This is a genomic window from Rania fehmarnensis (assembly GCF_056494185.1).
The window spans coordinates 7,750,981-7,768,404 of sequence record NZ_CM151398.1; the positions used below are offsets into that span (position 1 = coordinate 7,750,981).

15 protein-coding genes are annotated in these 17,424 nt (G+C 54.3%); 8 read left to right on the forward strand and 7 right to left on the reverse strand.

Annotation, left to right across the window (positions count from 1 at the left end):
* Positions 1 to 11 precede the first annotated feature (11 nt).
* A complete protein-coding gene (locus SH573x_RS26425; protein WP_479351054.1) occupies positions 12 to 755 on the reverse strand; it encodes a hypothetical protein in 744 nt (247 codons plus the stop codon).
* Between the two features lie 194 nt (positions 756 to 949).
* Here SH573x_RS26425 and hypE point away from each other — a divergent pair, with 194 nt between their 5' ends.
* A complete protein-coding gene (gene hypE, locus SH573x_RS26430; protein WP_479351055.1) occupies positions 950 to 1,999 on the forward strand; it encodes a hydrogenase expression/formation protein HypE in 1,050 nt (349 codons plus the stop codon).
* A 416-nt stretch (positions 2,000 to 2,415) separates the two neighbouring features.
* On the opposite strand, the gene SH573x_RS26435 is transcribed toward hypE, so the two are convergent.
* Both SH573x_RS26435 and SH573x_RS26440 read right to left on the reverse strand, forming a co-directional pair.
* Entirely contained in the window at positions 2,416 to 3,138 is a 723-nt protein-coding gene (locus SH573x_RS26435) for a response regulator transcription factor (RefSeq protein ID WP_479351056.1), read from the reverse strand.
* A 2-nt stretch (positions 3,139 to 3,140) separates the two neighbouring features.
* Positions 3,141 to 3,887 (reverse strand): response regulator transcription factor, encoded by a 747-nt coding sequence (locus SH573x_RS26440; protein ID WP_479351057.1) that lies wholly within the window; start codon positions 3,885 to 3,887, stop codon positions 3,141 to 3,143.
* A 220-nt stretch (positions 3,888 to 4,107) separates the two neighbouring features.
* On the opposite strand from SH573x_RS26440, the gene SH573x_RS26445 reads away from it, so the two are divergent.
* The 4 genes from SH573x_RS26445 to SH573x_RS26460 all read left to right on the forward strand — a co-directional run bounded on the left by SH573x_RS26445 (position 4,108) and on the right by SH573x_RS26460 (position 8,662).
* On the forward strand, positions 4,108 to 5,838 hold the full coding sequence (locus SH573x_RS26445; RefSeq protein ID WP_479351058.1) for a PAS domain S-box protein: 1,731 nt from the start codon (positions 4,108 to 4,110) through the stop codon (positions 5,836 to 5,838).
* A gap of 176 nt (positions 5,839 to 6,014) precedes the next feature.
* Entirely contained in the window at positions 6,015 to 6,989 is a 975-nt protein-coding gene (locus SH573x_RS26450; RefSeq protein ID WP_479351059.1) for a tetratricopeptide repeat protein, read from the forward strand.
* Positions 6,990 to 7,192: 203 nt separating this feature from the next.
* Entirely contained in the window at positions 7,193 to 7,708 is a 516-nt protein-coding gene (gene rnhA, locus SH573x_RS26455) for a ribonuclease HI (protein WP_479351060.1), read from the forward strand.
* 141 nt (positions 7,709 to 7,849) lie between these two features.
* Positions 7,850 to 8,662: an inositol monophosphatase family protein gene (locus SH573x_RS26460; RefSeq protein ID WP_479351061.1), complete on the forward strand. Its 813-nt coding sequence runs from the start codon at positions 7,850 to 7,852 to the stop codon at positions 8,660 to 8,662.
* A 15-nt stretch (positions 8,663 to 8,677) separates the two neighbouring features.
* On the opposite strand, the gene SH573x_RS26465 is transcribed toward SH573x_RS26460, so the two are convergent.
* Positions 8,678 to 10,123 carry an oxidoreductase gene (locus SH573x_RS26465; protein ID WP_479351062.1) on the reverse strand — a complete coding sequence of 482 codons (1,446 nt, stop codon included), beginning with the start codon at positions 10,121 to 10,123 and terminating at the stop codon, positions 8,678 to 8,680.
* A 92-nt stretch (positions 10,124 to 10,215) separates the two neighbouring features.
* A complete protein-coding gene (locus tag SH573x_RS26470) occupies positions 10,216 to 10,911 on the reverse strand; it encodes a methionine-R-sulfoxide reductase (protein ID WP_479351063.1) in 696 nt (231 codons plus the stop codon).
* Positions 10,912 to 11,129: 218 nt separating this feature from the next.
* Here SH573x_RS26470 and mtnA point away from each other — a divergent pair, with 218 nt between their 5' ends.
* The 3 genes from mtnA (at position 11,130) to SH573x_RS26485 (ending at position 15,099) form a co-directional block, all read left to right on the forward strand.
* Positions 11,130 to 12,209 (forward strand): S-methyl-5-thioribose-1-phosphate isomerase, encoded by a 1,080-nt coding sequence (gene mtnA, locus SH573x_RS26475; protein ID WP_479356812.1) that lies wholly within the window; start codon positions 11,130 to 11,132, stop codon positions 12,207 to 12,209.
* A 566-nt stretch (positions 12,210 to 12,775) separates the two neighbouring features.
* Positions 12,776 to 13,966: a trans-sulfuration enzyme family protein gene (locus tag SH573x_RS26480; RefSeq protein ID WP_479351064.1), complete on the forward strand. Its 1,191-nt coding sequence runs from the start codon at positions 12,776 to 12,778 to the stop codon at positions 13,964 to 13,966.
* Complete coding sequence (locus SH573x_RS26485; protein WP_479351065.1) at positions 13,963 to 15,099, forward strand: trans-sulfuration enzyme family protein; 1,137 nt, start codon at positions 13,963 to 13,965, stop codon at positions 15,097 to 15,099. The genes SH573x_RS26480 and SH573x_RS26485 overlap by 4 nt, the downstream gene beginning before the upstream one ends.
* Before the next feature lie 580 nt (positions 15,100 to 15,679).
* On the opposite strand, the gene SH573x_RS26490 is transcribed toward SH573x_RS26485, so the two are convergent.
* Positions 15,680 to 16,753: a protein arginine kinase gene (locus tag SH573x_RS26490; RefSeq protein WP_479351066.1), complete on the reverse strand. Its 1,074-nt coding sequence runs from the start codon at positions 16,751 to 16,753 to the stop codon at positions 15,680 to 15,682.
* A 44-nt stretch (positions 16,754 to 16,797) separates the two neighbouring features.
* On the reverse strand, positions 16,798 to 17,337 hold the full coding sequence (locus SH573x_RS26495; RefSeq protein WP_479351067.1) for a UvrB/UvrC motif-containing protein: 540 nt from the start codon (positions 17,335 to 17,337) through the stop codon (positions 16,798 to 16,800).
* Between the last annotated feature and the right edge of the window lie 87 nt (positions 17,338 to 17,424).

Consider the following 17,424-nt stretch of genomic DNA (forward strand, 5'->3'; position numbering starts at 1 on the left):
CTCAAGCGAACTTACTTGAGCGCAATGGTTTGCTGCAAAGGCTTAAGCACGTTTTCGATCAGATGGCTGTCGACGATCTCGCGGCACATCGTGGCCAGTCGCTGAAATTCGTCGACATAGCTCTCACCAGGTCGGAGACTATCAAGTCGACGGACGACCAGGTAGACACTCAGTTGCTCTTCGGCGTATTCGCCACTGCGAACCTGGTAAGCATTGTTGCGAGTCTCGAAGGCTAGTCGACATTGCGTGCGGCAATCATCGTCCAGAGATAACTGAATGGCTGGCTCGTATCCCAACACGTTTGAGCCCGGGATGTCCAACATCTTTTCGTGAGCAGGAATTACCCCTAAGGCCTCAGCCAACAGGTCGTTTTGATTACCGCGATAGTTGAAATCAAACCCCATGGTCACGTTCAGCGATTCACAATCCAAATGACTGATCGACAACGCGTAGGGGGCTAGTTCCAAAACCGCCGTATGTTGTACCAAGGACTCTTCGAAGCTGGCGGGATTGACTACAGCACTACCAATGCGGCGCGGTTCGATGGCGACCCAGCAATTGCCTTGCCCCTCTTTGTCTTCTTCCAGGCAAAATTCAGCGCGCTCGCGGGCAAAAAAATTCTTCAGTTTGGGAAAGCGTTTTTGAATTTGCTCAAAGAAATGCAGGACCGCTTCGCGGTTTTGAGGCAATTCCATCTCGGTCGTCAGGTGCATATTCACATAAGTGTCGTCGCAGAATGCACCATAGCGATTCATCCGCAATTCCTTCCAGGCTGTTTGACATGTGGCTAAACTGAGCGGTAGTCCTCTGAAACTTAAGTATACGAAACAGGACACAAAGTTCCAACTGCTCAGCGGGAAAAGCACCTCTTGCGAGGGTCCTGGTTGTGCCCTATTCCCGAATTGGTCGTGGCCTGTTGCTTAGGCGTTTAACCCGATTGGAGATGGATGTGAAGAGCGACGCACTGCAATTGAGTTGCCCGGTTCCACTGTCGAATTACCCTCAAATCATCTTGGGCCACGGCGGCGGCGGCAAACTGTCGGCCGAACTAATGGAAACTGTATTCTTGCCCGCCTTTGGCAATAATCAACTCAACGAGCTGCGAGATTCGTCTGTGCTGTCGCTCGAAGGTGGAAGGTACGCGTTCTCTACGGATACCTACGTAGTGCGACCGCTGTTTTTCTCTGGTGGCAGCATCGGACATCTGGCAGTCCATGGGACTGTCAATGACCTGGCGATGAGTGGAGCCAGGCCGCTGGTGTTGAGCGCCGGTTTTATTTTGGAAGAAGGTTTTCCTATCGAACAGTTGCAGCGCATCGTCACCGACATGGCCAGCGCGGCCCGCGAGGCAGGGGTCTTGATCGTCACCGGCGATACGAAGGTTGTCCAGCGCGGACATGGCGATGGTTGCTACATCAACACTTCCGGCATCGGCGCGATCCCGGCCACAGTTGATCTGTCTGCCACCAAAGTTCAAGTCGGTGATGCGGTACTGGTTAGTGGTACGCTAGCCGATCATGGCATGACAATCATGAGTGAGCGCGAAGGCTTGCAGTTCGAAGCTCCGATCTCCAGCGACACCGCTGCGCTACATGAATTAGTCCAAGCACTCCTGGCTGCGTGCCCCGAGACGCGCGTCTTGCGCGATCCAACTCGTGGTGGACTGTCGGCCACGCTCAATGAACTGGCCACCGCCGCTAAACTGGGAATCGAAATTCTGGAATCAGCCATTCCAGTCTCGCACGTAGTGCAATCGGCCTGTGAGATCTTGGGCATCGACCCAATGAGCGTGGCCAACGAAGGCAAGCTAGTAGCCATTGTTCCAAGTGCCCAAGCTCGGGCGGCACTCATTTGTCTACAAGCTCATCCCTTGGGCAGGCAAGCGGCGATCATTGGCAAGGTGCAAGCAGGACCAGCTATCGTCACCGCCAAAACCGCGCTTGGTGCCTCACGCGTGGTGACGCTTCCGTTGGGTGAACTCTTGCCAAGAATCTGCTAGCCAGTTGTGGTAGCGGCCTGCGTCAAGCATGTCGAAAGCCTTGACGGCTTCCGCTACGGGTGCAAAAGAAAATTCGGTGAGTTCAGCAGCTTGATTTCAGCCCCTCGCTTCATCAAGCTGCTGAAGGACTCACCTTGTGGACCGGACTCGAAACCAACCTTCATTCGCGATCAATTACCCCTTGACGTCTAGCCCGAGCCTTTAGCTTGTTTCGCATCCAGCTCATGCTATCTCGCGATCGATTGGATCGGTTTGCCGTGAAGCGAATCCGATAGGAGTAGTTTTCGGCAATTGCGGATAAAAGTCCATTGCGAACCTGCGCAAAAACGTTTTGTTGACTAAGGCAATGCTTTCATTGGTAGTGCTTATTGCTGACTCTTGGGCTTTGGCAAACGGATTGTTTACGGCAAGCTTTGTCAGTTAGATGGATGAATCGTCAACCAAACTTTCATCAGTTCAGCGACGCTGTTGACACCCAGCTTTTCGAAGATTGCTGCCCTGCGCGATTCGACGGTTCGCAAGCTGACATCCAGTTGTGAAGCGATGACCTTGTTGGCTTTGCCGCTGGTCAAGAGTTTCATGACGTCCAACTCAGCAGGCGTCAGGCTAGCCACCTTCTCGGCGGCCAGGCGGGTCAGTTGTTCCTGGCCAATCCGTTCGCGGTCGTCGTCCAGGCCATGGGCGATCGCATCAAAGAGTTCTTGTGGATTGCATGGTTTTTCGATCAGATTGACCGCACCACCTCGCATGGCGCGCACCGTCGAGCGCGTATCCGGATAAGCCGTCATGACCAGGACGGAGAGGTTCAGCCCCCGCTCGCGCAGATCTTCCAGCAATTGCACTCCGCTCAGACCAGGCATGCGGAGATCTGTGACCAGACACGCGGGGCGCTGATGAGCGTAGGCGCTGATGAATTCTTCGGCAGTCGCAAAACATTCGACATGGACATCCAGAGGCTCCACAAGCGCCGCTACAGAGCGACGGGAACCCTCGTCATCATCGACGATGAAAACGTATCCGGGCTTCTCCATGTCTGTATGCTCACCCCCTTTTCCGGTCCCCAAGGAATTGGCCGGAAATTGTAGCAAGCGCAACTGCCCGAAACTACCTGCGGCAAAGACTCCATTCGGACGGTCCATGACTATTGAGCTACTGCTTCACACTCTGCTTTTGGAGTGACATGGGGAGTTCCCCAGTGCAGTTGGTCTAACCACGGGCCGACGGCACGCGCCAATTCAATAGCATTGCTAGCACCAAATGCAGCCAGAATCTCAGCCCGGTCCAACTCGATGGTGCGGCGAGAGACGTCCAAAGTGTGAGCGCTCCACTTGCTGGCCCGACCGTCGATCATATGCCGCAGTACCACTTGTTTGCGGCGACTGAACTGCGAATAAGTCTTGGCCAGCTCCTGCGCGCGACAATAAGTGCGAAAACGTTGCTTATCGACGCGCAGTGCCTCATGAATCCATTGAGCGATTAGCTCAGGGTCGTGCGGCTCTGCTAGCACGCCTATCGCGCCGGCCCGCATATACTTCACCACGTCGTAAATATGAGGTTGCTCGCAGAGCACAATTGTAGCCAGATGATTGCCGGTGAAATCTAAGCTGGTGGTTGGATGCGCAGGTTCCAGATTGCCTGCGTGTTGACCCGGATCAGAGAAGTCGGAGTCAAGCGACACCTCTGAGTCGGATTTTGGCATGAATCTATCCGCAATGATCAAGCACGCTGGCCGTATCGCTAACATGCCAGGCTGGAAAGCGTTCGGATGCTCGTCACACGCGAATCGCAATCCGAGGCGCAGCGCCAGAGCATAGATCAGAGCGCGATTTTCAACCTGATCATCGACCAGACACACGACTCCCGTCGTAGATTGTTGTAGTTCATTCATCCCAGTAACGTTCCTTGGGCGTTAAAGCTCCCACCACTTCAACGTCAATGAAAAGAATAGAAGTCTTAAGGAATTCGAAAAGAGTTGATTGAGTCAAATCCCACGATTTCGCGGATCATTGCGGCAAACCGCAGTCAAACTGGCTTGTTGGGCCCAAGGGAATTTGGAAAATATGCCGAGGCCAAACACTTCACGATTCTGATGCCCAACTGGACGCTGTATGTACTTGACCTGGTTCGGTATCGCTGCCACAACATCAGCTCTCACGGCCGTAGCTTTTTGGTGGCGACGGAACGGCATCACAGCTAGCCAGCTGCGGCATATGGCAGATATTGAGCAGCAGTTGGCAGGCTGCCGCGAAGCCTTGGCATCCACGCAAGTTGTGCTGGAACAAACCGTTAATCTGCGAACTGAACAGCTCAAGGCAATCAACCGCCAGCTGACCGAGGAAATCCAAGAACGACAGGAACTGGAAAAGGCCCTGCGCATTAGTCAGCAAAATTATCAATCGATCGTCGAAGATCAAACAGAGATGATCGTAAGATTTACGCTCGATGGGAAAGTAACCTTCGCCAACAAAGCCTACTGCAGTCGCTATCAACTGACGCCCGAACAATGCATTGGTACGAACTGCTTTGAAAATATTCATCCCGACTATCGTCAGCCAGTCTCGGCGCTGGTGCATTCGATCGATCGCGCCAACCCAACCGGCAGCATGGTCATCAAGGTCGCCCGTCCCGATGGTTCACAGGATTGGGCAGAATGGAATGGGCGCGCCCTGTACGATGTCGATGGGACGCTGGTTGGTTACCAGGCAATCGGACGGGTCGTCACGAATTTGGTCGAGACACAACGGCAACTGCAGGAGAGCGAGTTGCGCTATCGATCGATCGTCGAGAATCAGAGCGAGATGATTATTCATGTCAACGCCGAAGGTGCTCTGACGTTCGCCAATGAAGCCTACAAGAAACACTACGACGTGACGCTGGAAGAAGTGCTGGCATCGAAAGTTACCGACATCCGCGACGCCGATGAACTGGCTAAAGTGCTCAAGGTCATCGATAGCTTGACACCCGATCGGCCAACAGAACGTGTGCGCCTCCGCCTTCATCACAATGGCAGTACATTTTGGGAGGAGTGGTATGCCATCGGCCTCTTCGACCAACTCGGTAAATTTGTGTGTGTGCAGGGCGTGGGACGTGATGTGACGAGCCTGGTACAAGCCGAAGAGGAGCTACACAAAAAAGAAGAGCTGTTGCGCCATGCTTCGCGATTGTCCCTATTGGGTGAGATGGTTGCGGTCATCACGCACGAACTTCGTCAACCACTTTATTCCATCAGTAACTTCGCATTCGCTTGCCAACATCATCTCAATACAAACTGCGCCGCATGTGGTGAAAAGGTGGTCGACTGGAACAAAGAAATTATCGAGCAGGTTCAGCGAGCCAATGACATCATTCAGCGGCTGCGGGGCTTTGCGCGGCGCAGCGATTCGGTGGCCTGTTCCGTTAACATTAATGGTGTGGTTCGCGAAGCGCTAGCACTGCTTCAGTTCGATTTGAAACAGGCCAGAGTCGAGATCATCCAAGAGCTTGATTCAACGCTACCTCCGGCTCTGCTGGACCGACTGCAGGTAGAGCAAGTCTTAGTCAACTTGATTCGCAACTCGTGCGAAGCGCTTACTGCGATCGCGTGCCCTCAGCCTCAAATTAGAATTCGGACTCAGCGAAGTGGTAACAAGATCCTGGTTAGCGTGGAAGACAATGGTCCAGGACTACCCAACACCGATTTTGAATCGGTCTTTCAACCTTTTCAAACTACCAAGCCCGAGGGTCTCGGGTTGGGATTACCCATCTGCCGCTCAATCATTCTCGAACATGAAGGCGAGATCTGGGCCGAGAACCTCCAGCCTGGGCTGGCAGTTCGATTCAGTTTACCTTTACCGCAATGACTCCATCTTTTGCCCCAACTCATTATGCTCAAACATCTGAACGCATTTACACTAGAGGTCTTCCTCATGCTTTTTTAAGTATTTGTCAAATTATCTTTTGGATTATTGGGTAGAAAGTCTGCTAGACTGTGGCAATGGCTTTACGAGAATTATCTGTAGGCGGTGGAAGGGCGCTAATGAGCGAAGCGCGAGAACTAAAATTGGCTGAAGATGTCGAGCAGTTGCTCGACTCGCATCAGACAGACTTGGCGCTCAATGTCGTTGTCAGTGCGTTACAGGTCTATCCGGACAGTGCGCGATTATTGTATTTGAAGGGTTGCTTGCATCACCAGCGGCAGGAACTCCCTGACGCTGTAATGGCCTTGAAGGCTTGCTCGAATTTGGGCGGAGAATTCGCTGCAAGTTCGCTATATATGCTGGGCAATTCCTACCGGGACGCTGACGACATCGCCAATGCATGCGACTGTTACAACCAGGCGCTGGAGTTGGCTCCCGCTATGACAGACGCATGGGTCAACATGGGATCAATGCTGGATGATGCGGGGCAGCATGAATTAGCGCTGCGTTGTTACGCTGCCGCTTTAGCGATCGATGCCAATGACGCTGTGGCTTGGTGCAATTGCGGCAACACCTTGCGTGAAATGGAGCAGTATCGCGAGGCTGCGGCCAGTTACGCACAAGCCGTGCGGTTGGGTCCCGATAGTTTCGAAGCTCAACTGGGACTGGCCGCTTGCCGAGTTCGTTTGCAGGAAGCTGGGGCCCTGGACGACTTACGACGCATCTTTGACTCTTCGCGCAGTCCGCTGGCACTGTTCGAGCTGGCCATGGCCCTGACTTATAGTCACCAATTCAACGAAGCGATTGATTGCTTCGATAAATTGATTACGCAAGGCGCCGATGAACCAGCCCTCTGGAACAATCGGGCCGAGTGCCTGGCCCAGCTAGGCCGAATTGCAGAAGCTCTCCAAAGTTACGATCGTGCCATCGAAGCCGATCCGTTCTTCGAGGCGGCTTATATTGGCAAGACTCGCATGTTAGTCAACCACAGTCGTACTCAAGAAGCCAAGTCTGTCGTCGATCAATTGCTCAATTTCTGTTCGGAAGAGTTCCGCAATTCCACCACTGTCCGCAACCTGGTCGAGTCTCTCTAGACTCGTAGCCGAAGTCGCCAGACTTTGGATGCACGACCATCAACCCTTCCAATCTCTAGCGAGATCGGCTACGTCTTTTTCGTAGCCGAAGTCGCCAGACTTTGGCTGCACGACCATCAACCCTTCCAATCTCTGGCGAGATCGGCTACGTCTGCCCGGGACGAGTGTTCAACGATCGCCGGCTTGGCTGTATAATCGCGAAGATGAGCGATACAGAAGATACTGAAGATACAGAAGCGACTGACGAAAACACCAAGCGGGCCTTGCGCTGTGTGCAGCTGTACACCGACGGCGCCTGCAGCGGCAATCCTGGGCCTGGGGGCTGGGCGTTTATCCTGCGCGATACCAAGACCGGCAAAGAACTTACAGGCTCTGGCGGCGCGGTGGAAACGACCAACAACCAAATGGAATTGCAAGCCGTCATCGAAGGCCTGAACTCCCTAAAGAAATCGTGTCGCGTCGAGCTCTATTCGGATAGCAAGTATGTCTTGCAAGGGCTGACTGAATGGATGGCTGGTTGGAAGTCGCGAGGTTGGATGCGACTGGAAGGCAAGAAGAAGGTGCCAGTCAAGAATGTCGAACATTGGCGACAGCTCGACCAGCTGGTCGCCTTGCACAGTTTGACGTTTCATCATGTCAAAGGACATGCCGGGCATCCAGAGAATGAGCGTTGCGACGAGATGGCCGTGGCGGCCAGCCTTCAATATCATCGAGGGTGACATAGTCTCCTTTTGCTCCGCAAAAGGAAACTGCCTTTCGCGCAGCGAAACTCTGTTTGTGATTAAATACCGAAACGTGCTTGGCAGAGGCTGCTTTTGCTCCGCAAAAGGAAATCGCCTTTCGCGGAGCGAAAGGAGACGATGATGGTACCTGCTGAATTTGATTTGCCCCCGGATGACCATTTGCGGGCTGCCTTTGCTGCGGCCGAAGCTGGCTCCAAGGTGATTCTGCATTACTTTGAACGAGGAGTGCAGATGCGCAACAAACTGGACGAGGGTTTGGTCTCGCAGGCGGACATCGAAGCCGAGCAGATGATTGCCCGCGTACTCCAGACGCGATTCCCAGCTCACGCAATCTTGGGCGAAGAAGAGAACAGCGGTTCGGTGGAAGCAGCGGATTTGTGGATCGTTGATCCGTTGGACGGCACCAATAACTTTGCGCATCGCATTCCGCACTTCGCAGTCTCGATCGCCTACTATCACGCCGGGCAAGCGCAGTGTGGTGTAGTCGTAAATCCCGTGCGCGGTGACTGGTATTGGGCGTTACGTGGTCAAGGCGCTTACTACAACGGTCAACCGCTGAAAGTCAACGATCAGGCCGAGCTGAACCAAACTATGGTCGGCGTCGGTTTCTATTACGACCGCGGCCAGATGATGGAAGCCACGCTGGCAGCCATCGGCGACTTCTTTCGTCAACAGATCCACGGCGTTCGTCGTTTTGGAACAGCGGCTTTGGACCTCTGCCAGGTCGCGGCAGGCATGTATGGCGTTTTCTTCGAATACCAACTTAGCCCATGGGATTTTGCAGCCGGCCGACTAATTCTGGAAGAAGCCGGCGGCCAGATTACCACCGGTCGTGGCCTACCTTTACCGCTGGCGAAAACCAGCGTCTTGGCCACCAACGGCCGCTTGCACCCCGCTGCCCTGCAAATCGTCCAGCGCCATCACCTATAGTTCTTTGATGGTTGGTTATTGCGAACCTTTGGCCGCTTCGAGTTGTTGTTTCTCAGGGCGTGCTTTGTAAAAGCTATCCAACGGGTAGCAACCGCTGACGATGCCGTTGCGAGGAGCAGTAGTGCAATCGCTGAAGGTGCGACACACCAGTTTCCTGGAAGGTTGCTTGCCGGAAAGCGAATCTCGCGGCATCTCAGGGTACGACAAAACCATGCGTCCCAGTCCAACGAAGTCCACCCAGCCTTCGCGCACGACGGCTTGGGCCACCAGCGGCAAGAATTCTTGCAAGTAGGTGTATCCCGTGCCAACGATGGGCAGGTCCTTGAACTGTTGCTTGACGGCGGCCACGGCCTGCAATTGGCGAACGACGCCGACCAGAGGATCCTCTGGCGGTTGATAACCATCGCTGGGCGGAAACAGCGCCGGACGTTGAATGTGTGGATTGTAGTAAGGACTGCCGCACGACAAATTGATCGCGACTACGCCGAGCCTGGTCAATTGATCGAGTAACCATAACGGCTCTTCCAAGTCCATGCGAGTTGGATCTTCGGCGCTGGAGCCGAAGGCATGCGGATAGGGTTGACCTACCGGCCAGTTCATCGGCTCTCCAACTTCGCTGCCGGCCTGATATGGCAAGAAATCAAACAGGCTCAAACGCACGCCAATCATCAGCTGCGGTAGTTCACTGCGAATTCGCCCAATGATCGTCAGCATGGCTCGCGAGCGGCCGACCAGGTCTCCACCAAAACGTCCCGGTCGCGTGCGCGCGCTGAGAAATTCGTGCAGCAGATAACCATGACAGGCTTTGACGTCGACGAAGTCGAAACCAACTTTCGCCGCCAGGTGCGCGGCAACTACGTAATCATCGATCAACTGATCAATTTCAGCGTCGCTGAAAACCACCGCTGCATCGCTGGGATCAATTTTGAACTTAGGATCCAGCAGCGGATGATGATAAGCAATTCGCGGTTGGAACTTCTTGTGGTCGGCCGGTTTGCAGAAGCGGCCCGAATGCGTCAGTTGCAGACCGACCACCAGATCATCAGTCGATTGTCCGCTGGCGCGGTGAGCTTCTTTCAGTGTCGTAAGCAGTTGCTCGAGGCCAGCTTGGTTGCTGGCGACGGCCAGCGTCTGATTTGGATTGGCGCGACCATCGGGCCTGACGGCTGCGGCCTCGCCTCCCCAAATCAATTTGGCCCCGCTCTGTCCAAAACGTTCCCAGCGGCGCAGCGTTAATTCCGACGGCGAGCCATCGCGGTTGGCGTCCCAGCCTTCCATGGGGTGGATACACCAGCGGTTGCCCGCAGTTGTCGAGCCAAAGCGGAGCGGCTGAGCCAGCGGCGAACCTTGCTCGGCCGACAGCAACTCTCGATCGCACGGCAACGAACATCCTAACTCCGCCAGCCTGGCCAGAAAGTCATCAACCGTTTTCAGCTGGGCAACTCGCGGATAGGAGCTCATTGGCAGGGCTTTCAGTAGCTGGATGCACAACACGTCGGACGAAGACCGACGCGCCGCGTCGGAATCAATGTTAGCCAGTAAAAGCCGGTTGCCTACTTATCGGTTTTGGTATCCGCTTTCGCGCTGCCTTCGACCTTTAGCTGTTCATCCTTGGCTTCTGGTTTTTCCTTTTCGCCTTTGCGCTTCTTCTTGATTACTTCGGGCAGTTCCTCACCTTTGGCAATGAACTTCATGGAGACCGAGTTTACGCAATGGCGCGTGTTCTTGGCGGTAAAACCTTCACCCAAGAACACGTGGCCCAAATGTCCACCGCAGTTGTTGCACACGATCTCGATTCGACCAGTACCATCTTTTTCCAACTGTCGTTTAACAGCACCTTTGATCTCGTCATCGAAACTTGGCCAGCCACATTCGCTCTCAAACTTCGAATCGCTGTAATAGAGCGGTGCATTGCAGCGGCGGCATAGATAGGTCCCCGGGTCCTTCAACATGGTGTATTCACCAGTGAACGGTCGTTCGGTACCTTTACGCAAAATTACATATGCTTCAGCTGGATTCAGCTTGTTATATTCGACTTTGTCGTCGTCTTTGTCATCCACGTTCTTCTTCCTCTTGTTTGAGGCCGAATCCGGTTTGTCGGCGTTAAGGGGCGGTGAGACCACGTTGGTCACCTGGAGCGAATTCTGTGCGGCATCTGCGTTATGAAACACTGCACTTTGACGCACCGCCAGCAGGCAGCCTATGGAGGCAGTCAAGCCAACAATCCAATAAAAAACTCGTTGAGTCATGCCAAATGTCCTCGACAATTGAGTGTCCTGCAGGTTGGGCGAGATATCAACATTACCGTCAGTATTATAGCCGATTCACTCACGATGGCATAACCTCGCTCGACTTCTTGGCTGGCAGGAGCCTACGTTTTCCAACTGCGGCCGGCGGGCTACAATGCCAGAGTCAGGCTCTTTTTGTCAATGTCATCAATTTCATCAGCGAACTGCCACAGCCCCAAATGTCGATAGCATCCGATTCGATTCAAGCCGTTGAGTGGGTTGGCCAAACAGATGGACATTTGCGTCTATTGGATCAAACTCTGCTACCCGGTTCGCTGACGTACGTCGACTGCACGACGGTCGACCAGGTGTGGGAAGCGATCAAAAAGCTGCGAGTCCGGGGCGCTCCGGCTATCGGTATTGCCGCGGCCTACGGTGTGTGCTTGGGAGCCGCTCAAGCCAATAGTGATCAGTTGGTCGCAACCACTCATTCTGCCATGGCCGCCATCGATCATTTGGCCACTAGCCGACCGACAGCGGTGAATCTCTTTTGGGCTCTTGAACGCTTGCAGCGGCTGATCAAACATACGCCCAGCAGCCAAACCGGCAGCGAACTTCGCATGCGATTGCTGTTAGAAGCTCAGTCGATTCAGGACGAAGACCGTCATATGTGCCAGGCAATTGGCCAATACGGTGCCGCCCTGATTCCCAATCACGCCACGCTGATGACCCACTGCAATGCGGGTGGCCTGGCCACCGCTGCTCTGGGCACTGCCTTGAGCGTCATGTTTAGTTGCCAAGACCAAGGCAAGGAGTTGAATGTCTTTGTCGATGAGACGCGACCATTGTGGCAGGGGGCACGCCTCACCGCTTGGGAATTGATGCAGCGCAAGATTCCAGCCACCATCATTTGCGATTCGATGGCAGGCCACGTCATGCGCAGCCGGCCAGTGACCGCAGTCATCGTGGGAGCCGACCGTATCACCGCCAACGGTGATGTAGCCAACAAGATTGGCACGTACAGCCTGGCGGTGTTAGCCAAGCATCACGGCATCCCATTTTACGTAGCCGCCCCCAGCAGCACCTTCGATCTGACTCTATCTTCAGGCGACCAAATCCCGATCGAGGAGCGAGATGCCCGCGAGATTACCGAACCAGGCGGCGTCCGCATCGCACCGGCAGGCGCGCATGTTTTTAACCCCGCTTTTGACGTAACGCCCGCCGCCCTCGTCACCGCCCTGATTACGGAGCGGGGAGTGATCCAGCCAGTCAATCGCACCAGCATCGCCAACATGCTCAGCGATGATGACAGCGTCTGAACCACAAAATCCAAGAAATAAAATAATGAACGCTTTGGGGACACACTAAGTGTTATTCACCTTGGATGTGGTTTGTGCCTAGCACTGTCCTGGCCTGCTGTTTGTGCCCGAATCCCGAATTGGTCGTGTCCAGGTGCTTAGTTGCAGCAGTTGCAGCCGGGCCGATGGGGAGCAGTTGCACCCTAGTGCCGCTCCAGCTACAATCGACGCGTCCAGGGATTTGCGGCCGCTTGCAGCCTACAACTGCTAAAGAGCCAGATAAAATGTGACCCGCTCGCCAATCATGCTGCCCTTAGAGTTGATTGAACAATTGCGGGAACAAGGTGCCAAATTTCAGCCCCCTCTTATTTGCTGAAGGCACTTGCAGCTGAGGTAGCCCAAGCTGTCGCAGTTCTCTGAATAATAGTCGGCGTGCACAGGATGGCACACATTCGATGGCATCCCAAAGTTTTGGCGCGGGATGCACTACACTTATGGTTCCTTCGTCTGCACTCAACTCAATCGTATTTTTTATGACTGCTCAGATTCCACTCTTGCCCCCAGCAACTTGCGCAAAGAAGAATACTATGCCTGTCGATAGTCATACCAACGGAGCATCGACCTTGGCAGTGCACGCAGGCGAAGCCCGTCGCAAGGCGCTCGATGCGGTTACCGACGCCATTGTCTGTAGTTCGACCTACACCTTTGATGACACTCAATCGGTTATCGACTTTATCGAGCAGAAGCAACCTCGCGAAGAATACGGGCGCTACGGCAATCCCAATGAACGCGTAGTCGAAGCCAAACTGGCTGCACTCGATGGTGCCGAAGAAGCGCTGGTGTTCTCCAGCGGGATGGCAGCGATCGTCGGCGTGTTGATGGCCAAGTTGAGTTCGGGTGACGAGATCGTCTTCTTTGATCAGTGTTATCACCGCTCGCGCGAGTTCTGTTTCAAACACTTGTCACGTTTTGGCGTCGTTACTCACCAAGTCAAGACGGGTGACTTTCAAGCGATGGAACAAGCGATCACACCGCGCACCAAAATGTTGGTCAGCGAGTCACCGACCAATCCGCATTTGACATGTATCGATCTGGAACAATTCGTCGCTCTGGGTAAAGCGCACGAAGTTGAAACGCTCATCGATGCCACCTTGGCTACACCTTTGAACCTCAAGCCGATTGAGTATGGCGTAGACTATGTGTTGCACTCGGCCACCAAGTACTTGGGAGGCCATAACGATTTGCTGGCCGGAGTAATCGCCGGTTCGCGTGAGAAGCTGGAAAGCGTCAGGCAACTGCGCGGCGTGATGGGTGGCATCAACTCGCCACACAATCTATATCTGCTCCAGCGCGGCTTGAAGACTTTTCAATTGCGGATGCAACGTCACAACGAGAACGGCATGGCCATCGCTGAGTTCCTGCAATCGCATCCACGCATTGAGCGCGTCTATTACCCGGGCTTGCCCAGCCATCCGACGCATTCAATCGCCAAACAAACCATGCGCGGTGGCTACGGTGGCCTGGTGACGTTCTTAGTCAAAGATGCTGATTGGCGTGAGACCGCGAACATTATTGACCGCGTCAAGATCCCGCGCATCGGGCCCAGTCTGGGTGGCGTCGAATCGCTGATTGAACAGCCCATGGTGATGAGTTACTTCAATCACGCACCGGCTGATCGTGAACGCTTTGGCATTACCGATAATATGATCCGCATGGCTTGTGGTATCGAAGACACCGTGGACCTGGTTGAAGATTTAAGGCAGGCGCTTGATTCATGAAGTTCCGCACGCGCGCGATCCATGTTGGCAATCAACCCGATCCACAAACCGGAGCGGTGATCCCTCCGATTCATCCTGCCACTACCTACGTTCAGCCCGGCGCGGGCGAGTGGGGCACCTTCGATTATTCTCGGAGTGGCAATCCTACGCGGGCAGCGGTTGAAATGACACTGGCTTCGCTCGAAGGTGGCTGCGGCGCGCTGGCGTTTGCTTCCGGTATGGCCGCCACGCACTGCGCCAGCATGCTGCTCTCCAGTGGCGATCACTTGGTGGCCGGCATGGATATTTATGGTGGCACCTATCGCCTGCTGCATAAGATCTGCAATCGCTCAGGCATTGACGTGACATTGGTCGACCTACAAGACCCAGCCAAACTGGAGGCTGCGATCGGCCCACGCACGAAAATGATTTGGCTCGAAAGCATCGGCAATCCGCGGCTGACCGTGCCCGACTTGCCCAAGATCGTAGAGATTGCCAAAGCCCGAAAACTGCTGGTTGGTGTCGATAACACCTTCGCAACGCCGGTACTGCTGAGGCCACTGGAGATGGGTGTGGACATCGTGATGCATTCGGCCACCAAATACTTCGGTGGTCACAGCGATTGCCTGGCCGGTGTTCTAGCCACAGCCTCACCTGAGCTGCACAAGCAGTTGTACTTTATCCAGAACGCCACCGGCGCAGTGCTGTCACCCTTCGACTCATTTCTGCTGGCGCGTGGACTCAAGACTCTCGATTTACGCTTTCGCGCGCAGTGCGAGTCATCGCTTCGAATCGCTCAGTTCTTGGACGAACATCCAGGTGTCGAGTACGTGCTTTATCCCGGTCTTCCATCGCATCCCGACCATGCCCGCGCTCGCCAGCTCTTTGGCGGTATGTATGGAGCCATGATCACTTTCGCCCTGCGAGGAAGTTTCGAAGATGCCCGCCGGGTGGTCAAATCAACGAACCTGTTTCATTTAGCAGTTAGCCTCGGCGCCGCCGAATCACTGATCGAACATCCGGCTACCATGTCGCACGCCAGCTACGATGCGGCAGCTCGCCAGGCCGCCGGTATCGACGACAACTTAATCCGTTTGTCCGTCGGACTGGAAGACGTCGACGATCTGATCGACGATCTAAAGTCGGCGCTTTGAAGATCTCCCGTAGAGCGGCTCTCCAGGGCCGCTCACAACCGTTAGACAATCGGTCGGAAGAAACCTTGGTTTGAGGGTGCTGAGCAGCTGGGGACAGCTGCTCTACAGCTCGGAAGGAACTTTGGTTAGAGGGTTCGTTTTTTTAAACGCTGAGACGCAGAGGATCGCAGAGAAGACTGGGTTTTCTCTGCGGACTCCGCGGCCTCTGCGTTTTAAAAAAATCCAGGGCCGCTCACAACCGTTAGACAATCGGTCGGAAGAAACCTTGGTTTGAGGGTGCTGAGCAGCTGGGGACAGCTGCTCTACAGCTCGGCAGAAACCTTGGTTAGAGGGTTCGTTTTTTTAAACGCTGAGACGGAGAGGATCGCAGAGAAGACTGGGTTTCTCTGCGGACTCCGCGGCCTCTGCGTTTTAAAAAAATCCAGGGCCGCTCACAACCGTTAGACAATCGGTCGGAAGAAACTTCGGTTTGAGGGTGCTGAGCAGCTGGGGACAGCTGCTCTACAGCTCGGAAGAAACCTTGGTTAGAGGGTTCTGTTTTTTAAACGCTGAGACGCAGAGGATCGCAGAGAAGTCAGCGTTAGTTATTCGAGCTACCTGGGTTTTGCGGCAACAGGTGTTGTTGGAGGTAGTTAGCGCGTTCAATATTGCGGTCGGCGACGCTCATGGCGTGTCCGCGCAACTTTTGCAGGTGAGCCGGTTGCGTGTGCACAAACAACTTGTTGATCGTGCCCATTTTTACGTCGCGAATCAATCCAAGATTCACGCCCATCCGCACTTTCGATAGATAGTGCAAAGTTTCTTCGCTGCTGATTTTCTTGGCGGTGCACAAGATTCCGAACGCGCGACTGACATCGTCGTGTAGATCTTGTTCGCTCTCGTTGACCAGGAATTCGCGGGCCTTGCGTTCGTACTGAATAATGCGAGGTACGACTTGAGTAACGGTGTCGACCAGTTCCAGTTCGCTGCGCCCGAGGGTGATTTGATTGCTGACTTGATAGAAGTCGCCCATAAACTGCGAGCCTTCGCCGTACAGGCCGCGCACCGCGACGTTGATCTTTTGCAGGCTGCGAAAGACCTTTTCGATCTCGCGAGTAATGACCAGGGCCGGCAAGTGCAACATGACACTTACGCGCAGGCCGGTGCCGACATTGGTGGGGCACGCAGTCAGGTAGCCCAGCCGATCGTGGAAGGCGTAGTTCAGACCTTTTTCCAGCAGATCATCGATTTGATTGATGCGTTCCCACGCGGACATTACATCTAATCCGCTGCGCATGACTTGGATACGTAGGTGATCTTCTTCGTTGACCATGACGCTGAACTGTTCGTTCAAATCGATGGCCACACCGCGCACGCCTTCGTTTTCGGCCAATTCCCGGCTCATCAACTGACGTTCGACCAGGAACTGACGATCCAGTTCGGCCAGGCGATCGACATCCAGAAAAACCAGGTCGTTCCAACTGGGCACCGATTCAATTTGTCGGCGGACCGACTTGGCAATGGCTGCCTTTTCGTCGTCGCTGGCTCGGCGTACAAATGGATATTCAGCCAGATTGCGAGCCAGTCGAATACGACTACTGATCACAATATCGGACTCGGGCCCGGAGCCACGCAGCCATTCACCACATTTTTCAGCCAGGTCTTCCAGTTTCACAGTACGTTATCTGAGATTTTGTATATGAGAATTGAAACAAGTGACTAAACCTCGTCGTCGGTCGGTGGCGACTCACCGGCGCTGGCGTCGGTTTCAAGTTGTCGGATAGCGTCCCGTAATTCACTGGCTTTTTCGTATTGTTCTTTTTGAACCGCTTCTTGCATTTCGCGGCGCAACTGGATCAAGCGATGCTGGCGATCGGGCGAGCCGGTATTGCGGCTGGGGCGTTTGCCTTTGTGCATCTTGGCGTTGTGGATATTGATGAGCAACGGTTCCAATTCGTCTTCGAAAAACACGTAATCGTAGGGGCACCCGAGCCGTCCGGCTTGTCGGAATTCGGCAAAGGTTATGCCGCAAACTGGGCAGGTCTTTTTATCTTGTTTGGCGAGTTGTTCGGCAGTTTGCTCGAGCTTGAGCTGCTTTTCCAGCATCCCCTGCAGCGCGGTGGCCGATGGTTTACCACCTTCTTGCGACAAATACTGGCGCACGTGCTCCTCGCACAAGTGAACCACCTGAGGCCCATCGGGGTCCGTTAGTTCAGTTATGTGGAAGGTGGCGGGTTTTTCGCAATGCTGGCACTTCATCTAAGCCCATATCCTCTGTTGTTGCTTCGGCTCGAGAGTATTGTATCGTGTTGCCGGTCGCGTGGGGACTGACCGACCGATTCTAGC